Below are 25,416 nucleotides of genomic sequence, written 5' to 3' on the forward strand. Positions count from 1 at the left end.
TTCAATGCCAAGATAAAAGCTTTCCGATCGCAGTTCAGAGGCGTAAGAAATGTGAAGTTCTTCCTTTTTAGACTAGCTAAAATATATGCTTAACGTCTCTCCCCAACTTTTACGCTTGATCCGGATTATATAAGCAGCTGTAAAGGCTGCTTTTGTTGTTCAAATAAGTAGAAGAACAAAAAAGCCCGATATTTTCATACCGGGCTTTTGTACTGAAGGCGGGAATCGAACCCGCACTCGCTTTAGGGCGAACAGGATTTTAAGTCCTGCGTGTCTACCAGTTCCACCACTTCAGCAGCTTTAAAAGCTGTAAAATAAAAACCTTCCTGGTAGGGAAGGTTTTATGGAGCGAAAGACGAGATTCGAACTCGCGACCCCAACCTTGGCAAGGTTGTGCTCTACCAACTGAGCTACTTTCGCATAAATTATATTCCTTACTTGCTAAAGAACAACAATCAAAGCCTTTTGATTGATTTTTTGTACTGAAGGCGGGAATCGAACCCGCACTCGCTTTAGGGCGAACAGGATTTTAAGTCCTGCGTGTCTACCAGTTCCACCACTTCAGCTTGTGTTTCCACAAATCAGGGTTTTCATCCCTTAGAGCGAAAGACGAGATTCGAACTCGCGACCCCAACCTTGGCAAGGTTGTGCTCTACCAACTGAGCTACTTTCGCATGATTTATTTATTAAAGAACGTTTTCCGTTTGAACGGAGTGCAAATATAGGCAGAAAAAAAGAGTTTGCAAGTCCTCTTTGCAAAAATTTTCAATTATTGCTTTAAGCCATTCTTATTCAGTACAAAAAAAATTAAATCATACTCGAAGCCTCTGCTTAAAGCATATTTTATCAGCTTATTTTTGGTGTTATAATCATCTTTAAATTGATATTCTTTATGTTTTTTCACAAGAACATCCTCAAGCTTATCTGCATACTCTTCTTTATTTATTTTTTGTAAGGCAGATTTGATAATCGGCACAGAAACACCTTTAGCTACCAAGCCCTGTTTAATTTTATTTCTTCCCCAGCCTTTCATTCTTAGCTTTCCTTGTGAATAAGCTTGAGCAAAACGAGCTTCATTCAAAAAATTATTTTCTATCAAAGCAGTAATTACTTCTTCTAGTTCTTGAAACTTTAAGCCCAGATTTAAAAGTTTTGTTCTCACTTCGTATTGACTTCTTTCCTGATAAGCACAATATGCTTCTGCCTTTTGTAAAGCTGTTTTTTTATCAATGAATTTGGATGGTTTTTCTTTTTCCATGATGAAGCATAAAATTAGTGTTATTCACATATAATCGCCAAATTTGCTGCAAATGAATTCAGAAATATATTCAATTCAGGAAATAGCTAGTTTGATAGGAGAAGGTGATAACCATTTAGATCAACCTCATCAAATTATTCATCATATTTTAACAGATAGCAGAAAGGTTACAGATGCCTCTTCTTCTGTTTTTTTCGTTTTAAAAGGAAGTAAAGATGCTCATCAATTCATCCCAACTTTATATCAAGCTGGTGTAAAAGCCTTTATTTATTATCAGAAAGATTTTAATATTAACGATTTTCCTGAAGCAAATTTTATTTATGTAAACGATACCTTACATGCGTTACAACAATTAGCAGCTCATCATAGAAGCAAATTTAATTACCCTGTAATAGGTATTACCGGGAGTAACGGAAAAACCATTGTTAAGGAGTGGCTTTTTCAGCTATTAGCCCCAGATTATCATGTGGTTAGAAGTCCTAAAAGTTATAACTCGCAAATAGGCGTACCATTGGCTGTTTGGCAAATGGATAAACAGTATGATTTTGCTGTTTTTGAAGCAGGCTTATCATTACCTCATGAAATGGCTAAACTTCAAAACATCATCAAGCCTGATATTGGTATACTAACCAATATTGGAAGTCCGCATGATGAAGGCTTTAAAAACAGGACCGAAAAAATAAAAGAAAAATTTGAGCTTTTTAAAGAAGTAAAATTGCTTATTTGTAATCAAGAATATGTTTCTTTTAAAGCTTCTCAGGTAAATGTCTTTACATGGAGTTTTAGTGAACATGCTGATTTAAGGATCAAAAATCAAACTATCATTGATCAACATACATGCTTAAATTGTACTTATCAGCAAGAAGATTTTGACATTCAAATTCCATTTACAGACAAAGCATCTATAGAGAACGCTATTACTTGTTTGGCAACTTTATTGGCTTTAAAAGTATCAATACCTGTAATTTCTATAAGATTAGCGAGGCTGCATCAAGTTAAGATGAGGCTAGAGCTTAAAAGCGGTATTAACCAAACTTCTATTATTGATGACAGTTACAACTCAGATGTTTCTTCCTTAGAGATAGCTTTAGATTTTCTTAACCAGCAAAATCAGCATCCTGTAAAAACGCTTATTTTATCTGATATTCAACAATCGGGTTTAAAGAGTGAGGTGCTTTACAGTAAAGTTGCTAAGCTTTTAAAAGCTAAACATATAGATAAATTGATTGCTATTGGCCCTCAATTAACAAGTTTTAAAACACTTTTTAATACAAGTAGTCAATTTTTTTTAGATACCGATACCTTTATTGAACATTATAATCTGGATAGTTTTAACAATGAAACCATTTTATTAAAGGGAGCAAGGCAGTTTGAGTTTGAGAAGATTTCTAAGATTTTAACCCAAAAGGTTCATGAAACTATTTTAGAAATAAACCTCAACGCTCTGGAGCAGAACTTAAATTACTATAAATCTAAACTGCAGCCAGGTGTAAAACTAATGGCTATGGTTAAAGCTTTTGCTTATGGTAGCGGGAGTTATGAAATAGCCAATTTACTTCAATATAATAAAGTAGATTATTTAGCGGTTGCTTACGCTGATGAGGGTATAGCGCTTAGACAAGCCGGAATAACGTTACCAATTATGGTGATGAGCCCAGAAGTTTCTTCTTTTGAAGCCATAGTGAAATATAATCTGGAACCAGAGATTTTTAGTTTTACGGCTTTATCATCCTTACATCAATATCTTAAAACGCTCAATAAAACACAATACCCAATCCATCTGAAGCTAGACACAGGTATGCATCGTTTAGGTTTTGAGGAGAAAGATTTATCTGCTATTAAATCATTTTTATTAGACAACGATACTGTAAAAATTAAAACTGTTTTTTCTCATCTAGCAGCCAGCGAAGCACCACAGCATGATGATTATACAAAGTCTCAAATTCATAAATTTGATAGTTTTTGTAAAAACCTGGAAGCAGAAATTGGTTATACCTTTATCAAACATATTTGTAACACGTCAGCCATAAGAAGATGGCCGAAAGCACAATTTGATATGGTACGTTTGGGAATTGGTTTATATGGTATTGATAATTTATCTAAAGACGATGTAAGTTTACATCAGGTAGCAACCTTAAAAACTACCGTATCACAAATAAAGGAATTAAAAAAAGGCGATACTATTGGTTATGGTAGAGTGGGCGTGATGCAGCAAGACGGTAAAATAGCCACGGTTAAAATTGGCTATGCCGATGGTTACCCGAGGGCTTTGGGTAAAGGTTTAGGTAGTATGTTTATCAATAACCAAGAAGTATTTACCATAGGAAATATTTGTATGGATATGTGTATGCTTGATATTACAGATAAAGACGTAAAAGAAGGAGATGAGGTTATTATTTTTGACTCGCAGCCACAGCTCTACAAAATGGCAGAACAGTTACATACCATTCCTTATGAAGTGCTTACCAATATATCACAAAGGGTTAAACGTGTTTATTATTACGAATAAGTTATGAAAAGATTAATTAATGCTTTGCTGAGATATTTTATTAAAGGTTTATTGCTGATTTTACCTATGGGGGCTGCAATTTTAATCTTATTCTGGGCTTTTACCTCTTTAGATTCTATTTTAAATTTTAGTGATAGCTTTATAACCGACCCTAATACAGGTAAGCCACTTTACATACCAGGTCTGGGTATACTATCTGTCATCATCATTATTCTATTTTTTGGAATTATAGCTACTTATCTCATTACAGAACCTATTTATAATTGGTTTGGGAAATGGCTTAACAAAATACCTGTTTTTAAATTCTTATACTCATCTGTAAAAGATATTACAGAAGCAATAGTTGGTGATGAAAAAAAATTAAATGAACCTGTTTTGGTAGAAGTTGCAGACGGCACAAAAAGAATTGGCTTTTTAACACAAAAGGATTTAAAGGTTTTAGGTTTAACCGATGAAGTAGCTGTTTATTTTCCGTGGTCTTATTCTTTTGCCGGCGAATTGGTTATTGTAAAAGCAGAAAAAGTTAAGCCATTACCTATATCGTCTTCACAAGCAATGAAATTTATAGTTTCTGGTGGGGTAAGCGCTTTACATGATTAATTTTTGAGCATATATTGATCAAAAAACTCTTTAGAAGATAAAACTTCTATCTCAGAAAAATAGAAATCTTCTTTATTTTCTGTAATGATGCATGAGCATTTTTTTTCTAAAGCTGCATAATATTCTAAGCCGTCTTCAAAATCATGTGATGCTTTGTTGATAAGTGCTTTCTGTACTGCTTCTGAAGTATTATCTGCAATTAAAATATACTCGCATAAAGTAGCTATCTTTTGTTTGGCTAAAGCAGATTTAGATTTTTTCTCAGCAAAGTAAAATGCTATTGCTAAGCAAACTGGAGATGTGTAAAGTTTGTATCTAGGCAGATTAGCCAAACTTAGAATCCGAGAAGAATAGGTAAATAAAGGATATTCTTTATTCAATACAGAAACTAGAATATTAGCATCAAGAAATATATTCATTTTCTTGATGCAAAAAAATCATCTTTAAGTTTTTTTCTGGAAGCTTTTTTTGTTTGATAGATAGCCTCACCTTCTGCAACGGCAGAAACCCAATCTGCAATGGGATAATCCTCTAATGATTTGTATTCTTTAGTGGTAATTTTTGTAAGTAAAAATTCTATTAGCCTTGATAAACTGATGTTGTTTTCAGCAGCATAAGCTTTAGCTTTTTTGATGATTTCTTCATCAAAAGAGAGTGTTATTTTTGTATCCATAACTTAGTAGAATAATAAACTCCCACAAAAGTAATACTTTATACGTGAAATAAAAATATCTTATACGTAAAATTTAATAAATCTCTCTTTTAGCTGCCGCTAAAGTATTTTTTAGTAAGCTCACGATTGTCATTAAGCCTACACCACCAGGTACAGGTGTAATATAAGAGCTCTTTGGCGCAACTCCATCAAAATCAACATCGCCAAATAATTTATATCCCGATTTAGTGGTTTCAGAGCTTTCTCTGTTCATGCCTACATCAATAATTACAGCACCTTCTTTAACCATATCGGCAGTAATAAAATTCTTCTTACCTATTGCAGCAATCAGAATATCAGCTTTTAAAGTAAAATCTTTAAGATTTTGCGTTCTGCTATGAGTTAAGGTAACCGTACAATTTCCAGGTTTAGCGTTTCTAGCCATCAAGATACTCATGGGGCTGCCTACGATATTACTTCTGCCAACAACAACACAATGTTTTCCAGCGGTTTCTATACCGTAATATTCCAACATCAGCATAATACCGTATGGTGTTGCAGGTAAAAAGCAAGGTAAATTACGCTGCATTCTGCCTAGGTTAATCGGATGAAAGCCATCCACATCTTTACGGTAATCAATAGCTTCCGTAATCACATCTGGGTTAATGTGTTTTGGCAAAGGAAGTTGAACGATAAAACCGTCTACTTCTTTGTCTTGATTTAATTCCTGTATTTTATTGAGTAACTCGGCTTCTGTTACTGTATTATCATATCTGATTAAAGATGATTTAAACCCAACTTTTTCGCAGTTACGCATTTTGCTGGCTACATAAGTTTCACTTCCTCCATCATTACCAACTAAAACAGCTACTAAATGCGGTTTACGACCAGTTTTTTCTAAAAGTTCTGCTGCTTCTACAGCTATTTGTTTTTTAAGTTCTTCAGAAACTAATTTTCCGTCTAATAATATCATTTTAGTATTGGGTATTGAGTATTGGGTATTGAGTTCATCGCAATACTCAATACGCAAATCTATGTACTAATCTAGTTTTAAAACCGCCATAAACGCCGATTGTGGGATTTCTACGTTTCCAACCTGGCGCATACGTTTTTTACCTTTCTTCTGCTTTTCTAATAATTTACGTTTACGAGAAATATCACCACCATAACATTTTGCGGTAACGTCTTTCCTTAATGCTCTAACGTTCTCACGAGCTATAATTTTAGCACCTATAGATGCTTGTATAGCAATTTCAAACTGTTGTCTTGGGATAAGTTCTCTTAATTTTTCGCATATTTTTTTACCAAAATCATAAGAATTACTTCTATGGATTAAAGAAGATAAAGCATCAACATGTTCTCCGTTAAGCATAATATCTAACTTCACTAAGTCCGATTGTTTGTAGCCAATCTGATGATAATCAAAAGAAGCGTAACCTTTAGAAATTGTTTTTAATCTATCATAAAAATCAAATACAATTTCTCCCATAGGCATTTCAAAAATCAGCTCAACACGGTCGGAAGTTAAATAGTGCTGGTTAACAATAACACCTCTTTTTTGGATACAAAGAGACATAACCGGGCCAACAAATTCTGCTTTTGTGATGATATTAGCTTTGATGTAAGGTTCTTCAACAAAATCAAGTTTTGAAGGGTCTGGTAATTCTGAAGGGTTGTTAACAACAATTGGGTCTCCTTTAGTAGAGTGTGCTATGTAAGAAACGTTAGGTACAGTTGTAATAACCGTCATATCAAACTCTCGCTCTAAACGTTCTTGGATAATTTCCATGTGTAGCATTCCTAAAAATCCACAACGGAAACCAAAACCTAAAGCTGCAGAAGATTCTGGCTCGAAAACCAAAGAAGCATCATTAAGTTGCAACTTGTGCATAGCTTCTCTAAGCTCTTCAAACTCATCCGTATCAACAGGGTAAATACCAGCAAAAACCATTGGTTTTACTTCCTCAAAACCTTGTATACCTTCAACAGGTTTATCTTTTAAAACAATGGTATCACCAACTTTAACTTCTCTTGCTTCTTTAATTCCAGAAATGATATAACCTACATCACCAGTTTTAACGACATCTTTAGCTTGTGGGGTTAATTTCAGTATACCTACTTCATCAGCAATATATTCTTTGCCTGTAGCCACAAATTTTACCCTGTCATTTTTTCTAATTTCTCCGTTAACAACTTTAAAATAAGCTATAATACCACGGAAAGAGTTAAAAACAGAATCGAAAATAAGCGCTTGAAGTGGTGCTTGAGGATCGCCAACAGGAGCAGGAACACGATTAATAACTGCTTCTAAAATAGCTTCAATACCTAATCCGGTTTTACCAGATGCAGGAATAATCTCATCTCTATCACAACCTATTAAATCAACAATCTGGTCTTTTACTTCTTCTGGCATAGCACCAGGCAAATCCATCTTGTTTAAGATAGGGATGATATGTAAGTCTTGCTCTAAAGCTAAATAAAGGTTAGAAATGGTTTGTGCTTGAATACCTTGTGAGGCATCAACAATTAACAAAGCGCCTTCGCAAGCAGCAATAGAACGGGAAACCTCATAGGAAAAATCCACGTGACCCGGAGTATCAATCAGGTTTAAGATGTATTCTTGACCACCATACAAATAGTTCATTTGTATAGCATGACTTTTAATGGTTATTCCACGTTCTCTTTCTAAATCCATATCATCTAGCAATTGGGCTTGCGCTTCACGCTGTGTAATGGTTTTAGTATATTCTAATAGTCTATCGGCCAGAGTACTCTTGCCATGATCTATATGTGCAATAATGCAAAAATTACGTATATGCTTCATATTGGAGAGCAAAGATAGATTTTTAGCTTCAAATAAATTATACAATTATGTTTAATAATCAATTAACTATTCTTGAGCTGTAAACTTTACAACTATGGGTAACTCGATATCTATATTTAAGCTTTCTATATATTTTTCCTGCGGCAAATCATCATGACTTAAATACCTGTATTTTGAGGTAAATATCTCTCCGGGTTTTATGGTAAAAGCAGCATTTACCATAGGAGAGAAGCTAAAATAAGGCATTGTAGGATGTAGTCTAATAGGTTGAGGGTAGGCTAAATTCTGTGGAAAGCCAAACACCGTTAAACCAGCAGTTTTTCCATTCAATAATCCAAACGCCGATACATATTTAGCCGCCTTAGCATTTGCTGTAGCAACACCATCGCCATTATTGGTTTTAATTTGCCATTTGTTTTGGTAATGTAAGCTGTCATCTATATTCCAGTGTTTAGATGCCCGGTAAGCCATCCCTCCATAATGGTATTTGTTTACAAATAAAGTATCTGTGGTAATATTTTGCAGTTTTGAAGTGATATCAAACAAGAAATAATTTTGAAAAGGATATACCGTTATTGTCCATATTTCGTCTAAAACGGCACCATGTTTTAGACTATAATGTTGATGTTTTACTTTAAAAGTACTAAATACATGACCTTCCTCAATACTCAAAACTTCACTATGTTTTACATTAGCCAATTTGCTGTGTTGATTCCAAAAATCATGTTTTTCACCTTTAAAAGTGGTATGGGTTAAGGCCATCATGATACCATGCTGATGCATGTGTCCTTTAGGGAAATCATCAGTTAAAATACTTCCATTGGGGCTATATAATGGATGAATAAAGCCACTTCTGGCATAATAATCAGGAAAGCCTTCTGGCGGATAAGCTGTTTGTATGTGGTAATCAAAAAGTTTTTTATTGGCTATTTTAACTTCTACTTTCTCGATACCTTTCAAAATAGAAACAGATTTTTTTAGCTTTTGCTCCTTTTTAATCGGGCTTATATTAAACAGAGCTGTGGTTTGCGCTTGCAAATCATCAGACAAGATAAAAGTATAATTGCTGTCTTCGTTTTGTTGAATGATGGTTTTTTTACCTGTTTTAATGTTTTTAAGCTGGTAATATTTTTGTTTATAAGAAGATGGTAAAGAAATATTTATGATACTCTGCTTTCTTGAATAGGCGCCTGCTTCAATTTTTATTTGTGATTCTTGAGCAAATATAGCTGATGTAAAAAAGATAAATCCTAAAAATCCAAATAGCTTATTTTTAATTTTCATGATGATTTTTGTTAATCATCAAATTAAGTAGAAATTCTTGTAAAAAAAGAAAATGGATAGATAAGTCTGATTAAGGTCAGCTTAAATATCCATTTCTTATGTCTGGTTTACTTAAAAACCAAATCCTATTGCAATACCAGCTCTTAAACCAAAACCATCTATTGCACCATTAACTTCGGGTTCTCCGCTACCATCATCTGCTTTAATTTTACCAGCATTGTAACTAGGTCCAAAGAATAAATCTAAAGTAAAACCGCTTTTGTAAACCCACTGACGACCCAAAACTGCTCCTCCGCCAAACGAAGTGTAAGAGCCTTCATTTACATCATCTTTAACTGTATAGTTTTGATAGCGTAAAAAAGGACCAAAATATAAGCCATTTAAAGCATTTGCTTTAGGATAATACCTAAGTTCGGGCGTAGTAGAAAAGCCGGAAAATTTGGTTTCATCTAATTTTAAGCCTGTATAAGCAACACCCAATTGAAGCGATAAATTATCACTCATTTTGCGCTCATAAAATACAGATCCAATCCTGAAAAGAGCACTTAAAGGATTAATTTTAACAGTGTTGTTTACTTCCTGTGCAGAAAGTTTAGATGTTAGCATTCCGGTAAATACCAGTGCAAATAGTAAAGTTTTTTTCATTGTATAATTATTGATTCCTCTTAAGACGAAGTAACATCCTGAAACGTTACAAAAGAAATCAATTAAAGGCTATGTAGTTTTTTCTTATAAACAATTATACAGGCTAATATCCTACAAAAGCTGGAGAACTTGATACAAATAAGTGTGTCTTTTCGATTTTATTTTTGTACAAACCTAAAGCTTGTTTTTCATAAGCACTTAAGATATAAACCAAGTTCTGTAGTATGGGTAAATTACTAAGCCTTATCTTCGTATTCATAAGTTTAGAGATAGGTGCACAACCTTTATTACAAATTTATGGACTTAAAGTAAATGATGCTAAACAACCAGAAGGTATAAATCCTAAGCATCTTTTTTTTAGCTGGAAATTATTAGCGCAACAAAGAAATACTATTCAAACATCCTATCATATTTTTGTTGCCGATGATTTAAAACTTTTAGAAGCTAACAAAGCTAATATTTGGGATTCTGGCGAACAGTTAAGTTCATCATCCATTCAAATCAAATACCTTGGTAAGCCTTTAGAGACTGTAAAAAGCTATTATTGGAAAGTTCAGATAAAAGATAATCATGGAAATATAGCTTGGAGCAAAGCTTCAAGTTTTTACACAGGTTTACATCAAACTCAAGATTGGAAAGGTGCTAAATGGATTGCTTATGAACGTCTAGCAGATTCTTTAATAGATGTTTTACCTCTTGATAATAAGAAGGATAAACATGTTGGTAGCAATGTTTTACCCTTGTTCAGGAGAGATTTTAAGGTGAAGAAGCCGTTAGCTTCAGCAAAGCTTTACATCAGCGGTTTAGGTCATTTTGAAGCTCGTATTAATGGGGAAAAACAAGGAGATCATTTTTTAGATGCAGGTTGGGTAAAATATCAAGATGAAGCACTTTATGTAGCTTTTGATGTAAGTAAAGCACTAAAAAATGGTAAAAATACCTTAGGTGTGATGCTTGGCAATGGTTTTTATTATGTGCCACCAGTTAGAGGCAGATTTAGAAAGTTAAAAACAGCTTTCGGATTTCCTAAAATGATGTGCCGTTTGGTGCTAAAATATCAAGACGGTACAGAAGAAAATATCATTAGCGATGAGAAATGGCAAACCAGCGCTAGTCCAATTACTTTTTCTAGCATTTACGGCGGAGAAGATTACGATGCCCGATTAGAACAAAAAGGGTGGGACAGTCCGCAGTTTAAAGTAAATAAAAGCTGGAAAAATGCTTTACTTGTAGATGGCCCAAAAAAGGTAAAACCCCAATTAGCAGAGCCTTTACGTGTTTTTGAGAATTTTGATGCTAAACTTCTTCACCAATTAAATGATAAAGAATGGGTGTATGATTTAGGTCAGAATGCTTCAGGTATCATCAGTATAAAAGTTCAAGGTAAGAGAGGTGATACGATTAGAATTTACCCTTCAGAATTGTTAAAAGACTCTAAAGTCAATCAAAAACCAACAGGCAGTCCTTTTTATTTCGAGTATGTTTTAAAAGGCGATGGTGTAGAAGAGTGGCAGCCTCGCTTCACTTATTATGGTTTTAGGTATTTGCAAGTTAAAGGTGCTGCACCTCAAGCAACAACTACTTCTTTACCTCAAATTATAGCTTTAAAAGGTTTACATGTAAGAAATTCGGCATCTCAAGCAGGAAGCTTTAGCTCATCAAATACATTGTTTAATCAAACCCATACTTTAATAGATTGGGCTATCAAAAGTAATATGATGAGCGTTTTTACCGATTGTCCTCACCGAGAAAAACTAGGCTGGTTAGAGCAATCGCACCTCATGATATCCTCAGTCATGTATAAATATGATGTAGCAACTTTAGCTTCTAAAGTAGTGGATGATATCATTTCGGCACAATTGCCCAATGGTTTAATACCAGAAATAGCACCAGAATATGTGCAGTTTACTTGGGGTGGCGATATGTTTAGAGATTCGCCAGAATGGGGTAGTACAGGCATTATTTTGCCTTGGTATCTGTATAAATGGTATGGCGATACGCAAGCTATGGAAAAGGCTTATCCAACCATGCAGCGCTACATCCATTATTTACAAAGCAAAGCCGATGGACATATTCTAAAACAAGGTTTGGGAGATTGGTATGATATCGGGCCAAACCGACCAGGTTTATCACAACAAACTCCAAAGGGTGTAACAGGTACCGCTATTTATTATTACGATTTAAGCATTTTACAGCAAATAGCCATTTTATTGGGTAAACCCGATGATGCTAAGTATTATCAAGAATTGGCAAAAGAAGTTAAAGCAGCTTTTAACAAGACCTTTTTTAATAAAGAAACAAAGCAATATGCTACAGGCAGTCAGGCAGCAAATGCCATGGCTTTGTATATGAATTTGGTGGAAGAGCCTGATAAAGCAGCAGTTTTACAAAACTTAATCCAGGATATCCAAAATAGAAATTATGCTTTAACAGCCGGAGATATTGGTTACCGCTACGTTTTAAGAGTGTTAGAAGAAGCCGGACGATCGGATGTGATTTTTAACATGAATAGCCGTTCTGATGTGCCAGGTTATGGCTATCAATTGGCTAAAGGTGCCACAGCTTTAACAGAAAGTTGGCAAGCCTTGCCTGATGTTTCTAACAACCATTTTATGTTGGGGCATTTAATGGAGTGGTTTTACAGTGGTTTGGCGGGTATACAACAAAGCAATAGCTCGGTAGCTTTTCAGCAAATAAAAATTCATCCTGTTGTTGTTGGCAATGTTACATCCGCGGAAGCGAGTTATGAATCTCCTTATGGCCGTATCAAATCATCATGGAAAAAGAATCCTCAAAACTTTCAATTACAAGTAGAAATTCCGGTAAATACAACAGCGCTTATTTATTTGCCAAAAGGTAAAAACAATAAAATTGATGAGGGTGGAAAAGCTATTTCCACGCTTCCAGAGATGATAAATCAAGGAGTTGAGGGTGATCATGTGGTGTTAAAAGTAGGTTCAGGAAACTACCAATTTACAATCGAATGAGAAAGATAAGTCTATATATTTTAGTTCTAATATTTGGTATTGATGCCCTTCTAGCGCAAGATAAAGGTGTTTCAAAGGAAGAAATGCAAGCCATTTATGAGGAGGTAAAAACACCTTTCAAATATGGTTTAGTATTAACCACTTCTTCTAAAGAAAAGAAAATGGATTGCCCAACCATTTACCGTAAAGCGGGCAAGTGGTATATGACTTATTTAGTTTTTGATGGTACAGGTTACGAAACTTGGTTGGCAAGCAGCGATAATTTATTGCAATGGAAAAGTCTAGGTAAGCAGCTTTCTTTTAGTGATGATAACAGTTGGGATGCACACCAGAAAGCAGGATATAATGCTTTGGTTGATACCAAATGGGCTGGTAAATACAAATTAAACCGTTTTGATGGTAAATATTGGATGTCTTATTTCGGTGGAAATAGCAAAGGCTACGAGCCAGAGCCATTATCTATCGGGATGGCTTACACTTCTAAGAAACCAATAGAGGCGCATGAATGGAACAGGTTAGCAAAACCAGTTTTAAGCTCTTCTGATAGCGATGTGCGTTGGTGGGAAAACCGTAATAAACTATTCAAAAGCTCGGTTATTGAAGATAAAAAGCGTTTAACCGGACATCGTTTTGTGATGTATTATAACGCTGTTGGCGATTCTTTAGCTAACAATAAGAAAACCCGTTGGTACGAACGTATTGGTATGGCGGTTTCTGATGACATGCTCCATTGGAAGCGTTTTCAGAAAAATCCTGTAGTTCATCATCCGGTAGGAATTACAGGAGATGGTGTCATCCAAAAAATAGGAAATACCTACGTAATGTTCTATTTCGGGGCTTTTTGGAAGGATAGAAACGGAGCTTTTAACCGTTTTGCAGCATCTAAAGATTTAGTGAACTGGACAGATTGGGAAGGCGAGAACCTCATACAATCATCAGAACCTTACGATGAATTATATGCCCATAAATCTTGGGTTTTAAAGTATAAAGGCATTGTTTATCATTTTTATTGTGCCGTTAACAAAGCTGGCGATAGGGGTATAGCTGTGGCCACATCCAAAGATTTAGGGAAAAGTAACATCAATTTTAAAGCCGATTAATCTAGCATCATGAAGAAACTCTGTAGCCTTATTTTTATTCTGAGTTTATACTTACAAGTTTTTGCGCAGCCTCGTAGTTACATCAATTTTAACCAAGATTGGAAATTTTCTTTAGGCGATTTTCCAGAAGCTAAAAACGCAACGTTTAATGATGATGCGTGGCGAAGCTTAAACCTACCTCATGATTGGAGTATCGAGGCGGATTTTGCTAAAGAACACCCGGCAACTAATCAAGGTGGTGCTTTACCGGGTGGCATAGGTTGGTATCGTAAAACTTTTAAAACACCCGGAAACATAAAAAATAAGCAGGTTTATATCCAATTTGATGGTATTTATCAAAATAGCGAAGTATGGGTAAATGGTGCTTTCTTAGGTAAAAGACCAAATGGATATATTTCTTTCCAGTACGATATTACATCATATTTAAAGCCCGAAAATCAGGAAAATATCATCACCGTAAAGGTTAATAATAGCGAGCAGCCAAACTCTCGTTGGTATAGTGGTTCGGGTATTTACAGAAATGTAAAAATGCTCATCACCAATCCTATAGCTATTGCAGAACATGGTGTTTTTGTAACCACACCAAAGGTTTCTAAAGAGGAAGCCATCATCAAACATCAGCTTCAGCTAGAAAATACCGATGCTTTAACAACTCCATTAGAAATAGAGGTTAAAGTTTTAAATGCAAAAGGTAAATTGGTAGCTCATAGTACGCAAACAGTACCTGTTAAGCAATTAAGTGGAATCGTTACACAAAATTTAAGTATAAAAAATCCTGCTTTATGGTCGCCACAAACTCCTCATTTATATCAAGTTATGACCAAAGTCTACCAAAACCAAACTTTGGTTGATGAGCTAAAGACCACTACAGGTATTAGAAGTTTTAGGTTTGATGTTAAAAACGGTTTTTATCTGAATGATGTACCTACCAAAATTTTAGGGGTTTGCTTACATCATGATTTAGGTGCTATTGGCGCTGCCGTAAATGTTAGGGCTATGGAAAGGCAGTTGGAAATGCTGAAAGCCATGGGTGCAAATGCCATCAGAACAGCACATAACCCACCAGCTCCTGAGTTTTTAGATTTATGCGATAAAATGGGCTTTTTAGTAATGGATGAAGCTTTTGATATGTGGAAGAAGCGTAAGAATAAGTTTGATTATCACCGAGATTTTGAAGAATGGCATGAACGCGATTTAGCCGATTTAGTGAAAAGAGACCGTAACCATCCATCGGTTTTTATGTGGAGTATTGGTAACGAAATTAGAGAGCAATTTGATAGTACCGGGACTAAAATAGCGGCTAAGCTGAGCAAAATTGTAAAGCAATATGATGATACCAGACCCGTAACTACTGCTTTAACAGAAACAGAGCCATCAAAAAATTTCATTTGGCAAAGTGGTGCTTTAGATGTTTTAGGCTTCAATTATAAGTATTTCGATTATGATAGTTTGCCTCAACGTTTCAAAAACGTTCCTTTAATTGCGGCAGAAACCACATCGGCCCTACAAACCCGTGGTGTGTATGATTTAGCCGATACTTTGCGTTTATGGCCAGCAAGTTCTAAAGACAAATTTGTAGTAAATGGAAATGCAGATTATACCGTAACCGCTTATGATAATGTTGCCGCTTATTGGGGTACCAGTCATGAAAAAGCATGGAAAGCCGTTAAAGACCGAAATTTTATATCGGGCATTTTTGTGTGGACAGGTTTTGATTATTTAGGCGAACCCGTTCCTTATGATTTCCCGGCAAGAAGCTCTTATTACGGCATTATAGATTTAGCAGGTTTTCCTAAGGATGTGTATTACATGTACCAAAGCGAGTGGACAAATAAGCCTGTTTTGCATCTTTTACCGCATTGGAATTGGGAAGAAGGGAAAGTAGTAGATGTTTGGGCCTATTACAATCTAGCCGATGAGGTTGAGCTATTCCTGAACGGTAAATCTTTAGGTAGAAAAAGCAAAACTGCTGATGATTTACATGCTTCATGGAAAGTCCCTTTTGAAGCAGGTGTGTTAAAGGCCATTTCTTATCAAAATGGGAAGGTTGTTTTAGAGAAAGAAATCCGTACGGCTGGCGCTCCACATCAATTGGTTTTAAAGGTAGATAGAAATAAGCTTAAAGCTGATGTAAACGATTTAGCTTTTGTTACTGCCACTTTGGTCGACGAAAAAGGTACCATCATCCCTCAGGCAGATCATCTCATTAAATTCAGCATTGTCGGAGAGGGTAAAATTGCAGGTACTGATAATGGCTATCAGGCCGATTTAAGCTCCCTAATTCATCCTAACCGTAAACTTTGGAAGGGTAAAGCTTTAGCGATAGTAAAAGCTGGTGATAAAGCAGGTAAAATAACTTTAACTGCTCAGGCGGATGGTTTTAAACCGGTAAGTATCAACATCAAAACCAAATGAAAAAGATGATTAAAATGAAATTCATAGCATTTCTTGCGGTATTAAGCTTACATCATCAAATCCTTTGGGCTACCGAGATTTTTGTATCTCCGAAAGGAAATAACCAAAATAAAGGAACTAAAGAACAGCCTTTAGCGAGTTTAGATGCTGCTTTAAGACAAGCAAGAGAACTCAGGCGATTGAAAAATCCGGCTATTAAAGACGGTATCACGATTTATTTAGAAGGAGGCGTTTATCCGTTAGCGCAGCCTGTTTTTATTCGCCCAGAAGATTCTGGAACGCTACAATCGCCAACCATTATCAAGTCTTTTGGTAAAGAGCAGGCTATTTTAAGTGGTGGTATCAATATCCAAAACTGGAAAAAAGTAACTAGTAAAATAGCAGGATTACCAGCAGTAGCACAAGGGAATATTTATGTTGCTGATGTACCTACCATTGCTGATAATGCCATAGATTTTAGGCAGTTATGGGTAGGAGGAGAGAAAGCCATTAGAGCAAAAAGCACACCGGGAGTTAAAATGGATAGAATTTTAGCTTGGAATAAAGCTACAGAAAGTTGTACCATAGAAATTCCAAAATCAGGTTTAAAATATACTCCCGGAATGGAAATGTTTATCCACCAATGGTGGGCCATTGCGGTATTAAGAATTAAAGAAATAAAAACCAAAGGCAATCAGGCAGAGTTGTTTTTCTATCAGCCAGAAAGTAAAATACAATCAGAACACCCTTGGCCAGCACCTTGGATTTCTAAAGAAACAGGAAATTCTGCTTATTACCTCAGCAATGTTTTGGCTTTCTTAGATGAGCCTGGCGAGTGGTTTTTAGATAAAGCCAACAGGAAAATTTACTACTGGCCTAAAGCAAATCAACAACTTAATAAAACCGAAGTTGTAGCACCGGTTCTAGAAAATTTAGTAAAAATACAAGGTACGACAGAGCATCCGGTAAGCCATGTAAAGTTTGATGGAATTGCTTTTCAATACAGCAATTGGCTACGTCCATCGCAACAAGGGCATGTGCCGCTACAAGCTGGATTATTTCTGTTAGATGCTTATAAACTAAAAACTCCGGGAACGCCAGATAAAGCAGGCTTAGAAAATCAGGCTTGGGTAGGCCGCCCAAAAGCTGCTGTAGAAGCAGGATATACCTATGCTACCAGCTTTCAAAACTGCCGTTTTCAATACCTTTCTTCTACAGGTTTAGATTACAAGAGGGGAAATTTACAAGATACCATCAATGGAAATTTATTTAAAGATATAGGTGGATCGGGTATTTTAGCGGGTGTTTTCTCTGATGATGCTATGGAGGCTCATTTGCCTTATCAACCTCAAGATGAGCGAGAACTTACCAGAAATTTACAAATCACCAATAACCTGATTACCAATGTAACCCACGAAGATTGGGGCGCTGTAGGTATTGGGGCTGGTTTTGTAAAAGGAATAAACATCGCTAATAACGAAATTAACGAAGTTTCTTATACAGGAATCTCGGTAGGTTGGGGCTGGACAAAAACCATCAATGCCATGAGCAATAATCGCATTCATGCTAATAAAATACACCATTATGCTAAGCATCTATATGATGTTGCTGGGGTGTATACGCTATCTGCCCAGCCAGGTTCTAGCATCACAGAAAATGTAATTGATAGTATCTACAAAGCGCCTTATGCCCACTTGCTAGAGCATTGGTTTTATCTGTATACCGATGAAGGCACAAGCTATTTTACGGTGAAAGACAATTGGTGTCCGGCAGAAAAATTCTTGCAAAACGCAAACGGACCTAACAACCAATGGACAAATAATGGCCCTATGGTAAAAATAGAAATTACACAAGCAGCTGGTTTACAAAAAGCCTATCAGCACCTATTAAAAGAGCAAGTTAAAGCTGATAAACGCTGGGAAATTAATATTCATCATGATGATAAAAAGTAGTTTTAAAAAGTCTATAAGTGCTGTTTTTCCCTTTTGGATGATGGTTCTGGTTTGTTCCTGCCAATCGCCAAAGCAAAAAGCTGATGAGCAAAAGCCATCTATCATAGAAATGGTTTATCAGGATACGAGTGAGGCAACCATCAATCAGCTTAAAGCTTTATTAAAACAAGATGAGCAGCTTTTTAGATGGAAAACACATTTCATTGTATTTGGCAAAGATATTCATGCCGCTTTAAGCGATAGCTTGAAAATGAAATTCCCCGAAGCAGAACTTAAACACTATGATGATTTGTTTTACGAGTTTAACCGTTCTTATTGTGCCGATACTGTTCATGCTTCTGAGTGGGAGCATAGCATCTTAACTGCCAATTTAGTTGCTGATACGGCTTTGCAAAAAGAATATTTACAATATCATGCCACACAGTTTCAAGAATGGCCAGAAGTTTCAAAAGGCTTTTGTGATGCCAGTTTCCAACAGCTGCTTTTGTTTAAAAACGGGCGACAATTAATGTTGGTGATTAGTATCCCTAAAGGTAAAAGCTTAGACGAGCTAAATCCCAAAACCACAGAAAATAACCCCAGAGTAAACGAGTGGAACAAGCTCATGAGCAAATACCAAGAAGGAATAACCGGAACGGCTGAAGGGAAAACTTGGGTGTTTTTTAATGGTGAAAAGTAATAAGTTAAAATTAAAAATTGCTTGTCTAACCAACTAACCAACTAATCAACTAACTAACTAACTAACCAACCAACTACACCATGTTAAAATTAGGAATATTAGGTTTAGGAGAAGGTAGAAGTACCATTGCGGCCGCCTTAAATAGCTCAAAAATTGAGTTAAAGATGATGTGCGATTTAAGCGAGGAGGCTTGCAAGCAGAGAGCCAAGGAGTTTGATTTTCATCAGTATACCACTAGCTATCAGCAAATGTTAGATGATGCGGAGATAGATGCCATAGCGATTTATACACCAGATAAATTACATGCCCAACATATTAAAATGGCGTTAAAGCATGGTAAACATGTGATCTGCACCAAACCATTTATTGATGATTTGGCCGATGCTAAAGAGCTTTTAGAATTGAGTAAACAAAGCGGAAAGAAAGTTTTTGTAGGTCAAAGCTCTCGCTTTTTCGAGCCAGCTAAAAGACAAAGGAAAGATTATGAAGCTGGTTTAATAGGCAATTTAATCACCATAGAAGCGCAATACCATGCAGACCATAGGTGGTTTTTAGAAAAACCTTGGGCATTAGAATCATCTTTTAAATGGTTATACGGAGGTTTAAGTCACCCAGTAGATTTTGTACGCTGGTATTTACCCCATATAGAAGAAGTAATGGGCTACGGCATGTTGAGTGAAAATGGAAAAGAAGGAGGCTTAAAAAATGAAGATACCATGCACTTTATCTTTAAAGCTACTGATGGCCGAATTGCTCGTGTAAGTGGCGCTTATACAGGGCCAACGCAACCAGCCCAAAGAGATAGCGGCATGAGCACCATTTTAAGAGGTACAGAAGGCGCTAGTCAGGCAGATTACCACGAATTACGCTATGCCATTACCGATAAAACTGGAGAAGAAAAAATCATCGTTTGGGGTGATAGCACTTTAAAATATTATTTCCGTTTTGAAGGGCAAAGTCACCACGCTGGCGAGTATCAAAACTATTTAGAATATTTCGCAGATAGCATAGAGCAAAATTTTACTGCTTATCCAGATATGCAAGAAGGTATAGGAACCGTAGCGTTATTACAAGCCATGGATAAATCTTTAAAAACAGGTATGCCGGTAAAAATTAAAGATATTCTTAACAATTACGGATTATAATTAAATAATAGAAGAACCAAATTATAAACTAAAATAATCAACCAACTCTCTCATCAAGAGGGACTTCGGGATGACGCTTATAAAAATCATGAAAGATATCCATCAATACCTTAATTTTCTGGATTACACTGTTATCATTGTTTATCTACTTAGTTTATTGGCTTTAGGCTATTGGGTAAGTTTTATCAAAAAGAAGCCGGAAGGAGAGAACCTATTTCTTGCCGGAAACTCTTTAAAATGGTACAGTATAGGTTTAAACATGTGGGGAACAAATGTGGGCCCTTCTATGCTTATTGCATCGGCCAGTATAGGTTATACCACCGGTTTGGTAGCAGGTAATTTTGCATGGTATGCTTTTGTATTCATATTTTTATTAGCAATGGTATTTGCACCACGTTATCTGAAAGCGCAAGTTTTAACTCTACCAGAATATATGGGAAAACGTTTTGGAAACTCAACCAGAAATATCCTAGCTTGGTATACACTCATCACAATTCTTATTTCATGGTTGGCTTTAACACTATTTGCAGGTGGTATACTTATTAGACAACTGCTAGGTTTTCCTATGTGGGCGTCCGTTATCACCATGGTGATATTAGCTGCATTTTTCTCTATTGCCGGGGGCTTAAAAGCCATTGCCTATACCAATGTTTTCCAAATGTTGTTACTGATAGCTGTTTCTTTATTATTGGTGATAATAGGTTTTAATAAAGCTGGAGGTGTGATGGCTGTTTATGAGCAAACACCTGCTTCTTACTGGAACTTATTATTACCAGCTGATGATAAAAATTATCCTTGGTTGGCTATCGTTTTGGGTTATCCCATTATGGGAGTATGGTTTTGGTGTACAGATCAATCTATGGTACAGTCTGTTTTAGGGGCTAAAAACTTGGAAGAGGGGCAAAGAGGAGTAAATCTCATCGGTTGGTTAAAAATTTTAGATGTGCCGCTATTCATCATTCCAGGTATATTATGTTATGTATTATATCCTGATTTGAAAAATCCCGATGAAGCCTATATGACTATGGTAACCCGTTTATTTCCTCCAGGTTTAACCGGATTAATTATTGTGGTATTGATAGCTGCATTGGTGAGTACTATTGGATCGGCACTAAATTCTTTAAGTACCGTTTACACGATGGATATCTATGTCAAGAAATATTATCCAAACGCTACACAAAAGCAAATTGTTAAAACAGGCAGGTTGGTAAATGTAATGGGTGCTATCATAGCTATCTTTTTAACTTTAGCTATAGATAGTATTAAAGGCTTAAACTTGTTTGATGTATTTCAGTCTATTTTAGGTTTTATAGCTCCACCTATGTCAGTAGTGTTTTTATTTGGTGTATTATGGAAAAAAACGACTACAAAAGCAGCAAATTTTACTTTAATAGGGGGTACGGTTATCAGCTTAGGTATTGGTGTTCTATATTTATGGGTTTATCCGGTTGCAAAATTTGATTTTTGGCCACATTTTCTTTTACTCTCTTTTTACATTTTTATATTGCTATCGGCATTAGCTTTTATCATTACTCTGGCAGATAAAAAAGGTATAACCCATAGCAACAATACTTTAGATAGTAGTAATTTAGCCAAACCCTCTCAAACGGTTTGGTTACTATGGGCTTTACTCATAGCTGTAATGATTATTCTATACACGGTATTTAATGGACATTAAGGTCTGATAATTTTATCAGCTTTTTTATTCTGGTATTTAAAAATTTATCAATGTTATGTTTAATTTTTAAACTGGCAGTGTCTCTTTTATAAATATTACCTTTCTTGTAAAAAAAACATCCTATAAATAAAAATACGCGTTAAAAACACTTTAAACTAATATTTACCCCTTAACAAACTAATTAATATCCCTTTTAAGAAGTAAAAGTTCTCCAAATTCGGTTAATGCTAACCAAGCATATTAAAACCAATAAATAAAATTTTTATGAGGAGACTTTTACTGATTATTCTTACGGGTATACAAACAGTTTCATGGGCGCAACAACGCTTTGTTGATTTTAATTCCAGTATTCCCAATAATTGGTCTACCAACAGTGGGCAAATTACGTTGAGTGATGAGCATGTAAAAGGCGGTGCTAAATCTTTAAAGTGGTTACCTCAAAGTGGTTCAGTTTTAACTGCAAATAACCTTAGTATTCCTTCCTCTGAAATAGGGAATTTTTCATCAAGCTGTGCTCAGTTTTTGGTTTACAGCTCTAGAAATAGTACTGATACTTTATTATTTAGATTTTATGATACTACTGGTGCTTTAAGAAGACAAGGCCGTATGTTACTAAATTATACCGGTTGGAGAGAGTATCATAGAAGTTATAGGTATGATTATAACAATGGTAACGAGTCTTCTTCTTTTACCTTAAACAGGATGGAAGTGGTTTATCGTCCGTCTTCTACTAGTCTAAATACACTTTACCTAGATGAAATGCTTTTTGTAGGAAATACAGAACAACGTATTCCGGGGCCACATTTAAGATTAGATGTGCAACATTTTGTTGTTACTTCGCCATATACTTCGGGTTTAGTAAATTGGTTAAACCAACCGCAGCAAAATATACCTAGTGCTACACAAGCAGAAATTTCTGCTATCCAAACCATCAGAAATACTTATAACAGAACACTTACTACACCCAATACAACAGTATTACAAGCGGCTAAAGATTATGTTAATAGTTTAGACATTACCACTAATCCTGATGGTTCTTTAAAAGGTGTAGGTGTAAACGTATTTGATGAAGCTACGCTACTAACTATTTCTACCCATTGTGGTGCTTTAGCCAGAGCGCATGCAGTAAATAATGATGTTACAGCCTATAATCTGTTACAAAAATTATTGGCTTATCTTGTTTTAGAGCAGGGTTTGGCAGAAGGAGCCAGAAATGTAATGCCTTATAATGATTATACTGCATCGCGTAATTTTCCGATAGGTTTTTTAGAAGCATATCCTTATATACAGGATGCGGCACTTCAAGCAGAAGTGTTAAAAATGTTGAAATGGTCTCATGAGTTTAATAAAATTTATGCAGTAAACCCAACGCCAGGACAAAATACAGACTTCATACACGTAAAGTCTAATTTTTTGATAGAATTAGCTTTACTAGGAGCTAATCATGATGAAATAGCCCGAGATTTAAGAGAATTTTCTGCTTTTTTAGAATATGCGGTAGAGATAAGTCAAGGTGCACTAGATGGGATAAAACCAGATGGTACTTTTTTTCATCATAACTCGCAACATATTAGCTATGCTTATGCCTATGCTACCTGGATAACCAGAGCTTTTGAACTCAGAGGAACACCTTTTAGAATTAGTCAGACAGCTTATGAAAAGATGTGTTTCTTTATGAAAAGTCTTTTTTTAGAAACCTCTAAAGGAGCAATTTATCCACATGCAGCATCAGGTAGAGGACCTTTCCCATCTGGCGTTCCGGTTAATGTAACTGCTTTTGAAAGATTAATTACTGTTGGCGGAGATTTGCTTGGAAGCAGTTTCGAGCCAGAAATGGCAAAGTTTTACAATTATATTTTTCAAACCAATAGGTATAGCGTTGCCAATATCAATTTAGATGGTTTCCATCAGTTTAATTACGGGCAAACCGGTATCATGCGCAAAGGCAGATGGATGGCAGCTATGCGAGGTTTTACTGATTATATGTTTGGAGCCGAAATTTATAGCGAGGCTAATAGATACGGACGTTACCAAAGCTATGGTTCTTTAGAAATATTGTACGACGGTAGTTTAGCATCATCTGGTTACATAACAAATGGTGCCGGTTGGGATTGGAATATGATGCCAGGCACAACCAGTTTACGTTTAGCGTATGATAATTTAAAACCTTTAATTGCGGGTACTGCATCAGAATATCAGGCAGATAATTTTGCTGGAGCCTTAGCAGATGGTAATTATGGAGTATTTGGGATGAATTTTATAGAAGACGCAGGCTCTAAATACACCGCTAATAACTTAAAATTTAAAAAATCTGTATTTACTTTTGATTCTTTATTGGTTTGCTTAGGTACTAATATTAGTGCTACCAATAACTCAAATCAAGTTATCACAACTCTTTTTCAGGGTGTTAATGCCAGTTCTAATCCGGCTATTTATTTAAATTCTTCAACACCAACAAGTGCTACGTATAGCGGCGAGATTTCTACAACAACTAATCCGGTATGGTTGGTAAACGCACAAACTACTGGTTATTATATCCCGGTAGGAAATGGAAATATACAAGTATTTAGAGGGCAGCAGTCTACCCCACAACATACTACTAATAATACCAGCACTACATCAACAGCAAATGCAAGTAAAGCTTGGTTATTACATGGTACCAGACCAACTTCAGCAAAATACCATTATACGGTGGTACCAAACATTTCTCCACAAAATATGAACGCATTAGCGCAACGCATAACAAACGGAGAAATTTATGAAGTATTAAAACAAACAGATTCTGTACATGCTGTACGCTATATTCCGGCAAATATCATATCCTACACTTGCTTTTTACCTCAACCTAATATCAATGTAGGTTATCTGAAAGGAATATCTGGAGGAGCTTTGTTAACCTTGAGAGAAGCCGGAGATACTTTAATTGTTAAAATTGCTAATCCTGATTTAAATGCCGTAAGCAACGCAACTAGCGGTTGGGTTTCATCTGCTAGCTTAATCACTGTAAACTTAACAGGTAAGTGGCGAGTGCTAAATAATGCCAATAATGCAGCTTTAGCACAAATTACTAATGGTTTAAATGCAAGTTTTACTTTAAAGGATGGTTTTTCTGCCAGTTTAGTATTGGTTAAAGATACAACCCTGCCCGTTGAGATGAATAATTTTGAAGGGACTGTTAAACCAGAAGGTATAGCTTTAAAATGGCAAAGTATTACAGAGCGTAATACCAATTTTTACACCTTGTTTAGAAGTGTAAACGGTATTGATTTTGAACCTATCTACACTATTGATGCAGCAAAAAACACCAATGCTGTAACTGATTATACTTTTAATGATAAAAATTACCCTAGCTATTATCCTCAGTTGTATTATAAACTCCTTTTAACAGATCAAGATGGTACTACTAGTTATGAGTCAATTATTAGTGTAAAATTATCAACAGCAGGATCAGAACTTATCTTGTATCCTAACCCTAGCGACAAAGAAATTTTCTTACAGTACCCTGATGAATTTAGGAAACAAATACGAGTACGTATCCATGATACACTTGGCAGAGAAGTATTTGATAAAACTTACAGCGTACAGGAACAAAAGCTCATACAGCTAGATATTTCTACCCTTGGTGCGGGTATGTATATGATAAGTGCATCAGAAAATCAAACCGTTATTACAAAAAAAATCATTAAAAAATAAAACCAAATAATTAAAA

At 35.6% G+C, this 25,416-nt stretch carries 17 protein-coding genes and 4 tRNA genes; 10 read left to right on the forward strand and 11 right to left on the reverse strand.

All coding sequences use genetic code 11. The features are described from left to right. Positions 1-210 precede the first annotated feature (210 nt). The 5 genes from B2745_RS00725 to B2745_RS00745 form a co-directional block, all read right to left on the reverse strand. Positions 211-296, reverse strand: a tRNA-Leu gene (locus B2745_RS00725). 48 nt (positions 297-344) lie between these two features. Next, a tRNA-Gly gene (locus B2745_RS00730) sits at positions 345-420 on the reverse strand. 60 nt (positions 421-480) lie between these two features. Continuing rightward, a tRNA-Leu gene (locus B2745_RS00735) sits at positions 481-566 on the reverse strand. 35 nt (positions 567-601) lie between these two features. After that, positions 602-674, reverse strand: a tRNA-Gly gene (locus B2745_RS00740). A gap of 95 nt (positions 675-769) precedes the next feature. Beyond that, a complete protein-coding gene (locus tag B2745_RS00745; protein WP_304062342.1) occupies positions 770-1,258 on the reverse strand; it encodes a regulatory protein RecX in 489 nt (162 codons plus the stop codon). A 52-nt stretch (positions 1,259-1,310) separates the two neighbouring features. Here B2745_RS00745 and B2745_RS00750 point away from each other — a divergent pair, with 52 nt between their 5' ends. Both B2745_RS00750 and B2745_RS00755 read left to right on the forward strand, forming a co-directional pair. Further along, positions 1,311-3,767 (forward strand): bifunctional UDP-N-acetylmuramoyl-tripeptide:D-alanyl-D-alanine ligase/alanine racemase, encoded by a 2,457-nt coding sequence (locus B2745_RS00750; RefSeq protein WP_304062344.1) that lies wholly within the window; start codon positions 1,311-1,313, stop codon positions 3,765-3,767. Positions 3,768-3,770: 3 nt separating this feature from the next. After that, a complete protein-coding gene (locus B2745_RS00755; RefSeq protein WP_304062346.1) occupies positions 3,771-4,367 on the forward strand; it encodes a DUF502 domain-containing protein in 597 nt (198 codons plus the stop codon). Here the strand turns inward: B2745_RS00755 and B2745_RS00760 are convergent. The 6 genes from B2745_RS00760 to B2745_RS00785 all read right to left on the reverse strand — a co-directional run bounded on the left by B2745_RS00760 (position 4,364) and on the right by B2745_RS00785 (position 9,772). Beyond that, entirely contained in the window at positions 4,364-4,786 is a 423-nt protein-coding gene (locus B2745_RS00760; RefSeq protein ID WP_026904976.1) for a type II toxin-antitoxin system VapC family toxin, read from the reverse strand. The two genes, B2745_RS00755 and B2745_RS00760, sit on opposite strands and share 4 nt — an antisense overlap. Next, on the reverse strand, positions 4,783-5,040 hold the full coding sequence (locus B2745_RS00765) for a DUF6364 family protein (RefSeq protein ID WP_039452483.1): 258 nt from the start codon (positions 5,038-5,040) through the stop codon (positions 4,783-4,785). Before B2745_RS00765 ends, B2745_RS00760 begins: the two co-directional genes overlap by 4 nt. A gap of 73 nt (positions 5,041-5,113) precedes the next feature. Beyond that, on the reverse strand, positions 5,114-5,992 hold the full coding sequence (locus B2745_RS00770) for a bifunctional 5,10-methylenetetrahydrofolate dehydrogenase/5,10-methenyltetrahydrofolate cyclohydrolase (protein ID WP_026904974.1): 879 nt from the start codon (positions 5,990-5,992) through the stop codon (positions 5,114-5,116). 66 nt (positions 5,993-6,058) lie between these two features. Continuing rightward, the gene (gene lepA, locus B2745_RS00775) at positions 6,059-7,843 is read right to left on the reverse strand and encodes a translation elongation factor 4 (RefSeq protein ID WP_304062348.1); all 1,785 of its coding nucleotides are present in this window, start codon (positions 7,841-7,843) and stop codon (positions 6,059-6,061) included. Between the two features lie 66 nt (positions 7,844-7,909). Further along, complete coding sequence (locus tag B2745_RS00780; protein ID WP_304062350.1) at positions 7,910-9,127, reverse strand: PmoA family protein; 1,218 nt, start codon at positions 9,125-9,127, stop codon at positions 7,910-7,912. A gap of 111 nt (positions 9,128-9,238) precedes the next feature. Continuing rightward, positions 9,239-9,772 carry a DUF3575 domain-containing protein gene (locus tag B2745_RS00785; protein ID WP_304062353.1) on the reverse strand — a complete coding sequence of 178 codons (534 nt, stop codon included), beginning with the start codon at positions 9,770-9,772 and terminating at the stop codon, positions 9,239-9,241. 224 nt (positions 9,773-9,996) lie between these two features. Here B2745_RS00785 and B2745_RS00790 point away from each other — a divergent pair, with 224 nt between their 5' ends. From B2745_RS00790 to B2745_RS00825, 8 genes are all read left to right on the forward strand, one after another. After that, positions 9,997-12,759 carry a family 78 glycoside hydrolase catalytic domain gene (locus B2745_RS00790; RefSeq protein ID WP_304062356.1) on the forward strand — a complete coding sequence of 921 codons (2,763 nt, stop codon included), beginning with the start codon at positions 9,997-9,999 and terminating at the stop codon, positions 12,757-12,759. Next, positions 12,756-13,859, forward strand: coding sequence for a glycosylase (locus B2745_RS00795; protein ID WP_304062359.1), 1,104 nt, complete (start codon positions 12,756-12,758; stop codon positions 13,857-13,859). The genes B2745_RS00790 and B2745_RS00795 overlap by 4 nt, the downstream gene beginning before the upstream one ends. Before the next feature lie 9 nt (positions 13,860-13,868). Then, the gene (locus B2745_RS00800; protein ID WP_304062362.1) at positions 13,869-16,274 is read left to right on the forward strand and encodes a glycoside hydrolase family 2 TIM barrel-domain containing protein; all 2,406 of its coding nucleotides are present in this window, start codon (positions 13,869-13,871) and stop codon (positions 16,272-16,274) included. Beyond that, positions 16,271-18,205: a right-handed parallel beta-helix repeat-containing protein gene (locus B2745_RS00805; RefSeq protein WP_304062365.1), complete on the forward strand. Its 1,935-nt coding sequence runs from the start codon at positions 16,271-16,273 to the stop codon at positions 18,203-18,205. Before B2745_RS00800 ends, B2745_RS00805 begins: the two co-directional genes overlap by 4 nt. After that, positions 18,189-18,884: an L-rhamnose mutarotase gene (locus tag B2745_RS00810; RefSeq protein WP_304062368.1), complete on the forward strand. Its 696-nt coding sequence runs from the start codon at positions 18,189-18,191 to the stop codon at positions 18,882-18,884. Before B2745_RS00805 ends, B2745_RS00810 begins: the two co-directional genes overlap by 17 nt. Positions 18,885-18,964: 80 nt before the next feature. Further along, entirely contained in the window at positions 18,965-20,029 is a 1,065-nt protein-coding gene (locus tag B2745_RS00815) for a Gfo/Idh/MocA family protein (RefSeq protein ID WP_304062371.1), read from the forward strand. An 88-nt stretch (positions 20,030-20,117) separates the two neighbouring features. Next, positions 20,118-21,707: a sodium:solute symporter family transporter gene (locus tag B2745_RS00820; protein ID WP_304062374.1), complete on the forward strand. Its 1,590-nt coding sequence runs from the start codon at positions 20,118-20,120 to the stop codon at positions 21,705-21,707. Between the two features lie 264 nt (positions 21,708-21,971). Next, positions 21,972-25,400: a polysaccharide lyase family 8 super-sandwich domain-containing protein gene (locus tag B2745_RS00825; RefSeq protein WP_304062376.1), complete on the forward strand. Its 3,429-nt coding sequence runs from the start codon at positions 21,972-21,974 to the stop codon at positions 25,398-25,400. The last annotated feature ends 16 nt before the right edge of the window (positions 25,401-25,416 follow it).

The sequence above is a fragment of the Pedobacter glucosidilyticus genome (assembly GCF_002483235.1).
In the GTDB taxonomy this organism is placed as follows: Bacteria; Bacteroidota; Bacteroidia; order Sphingobacteriales; family Sphingobacteriaceae; genus Pseudopedobacter; species Pseudopedobacter glucosidilyticum_B.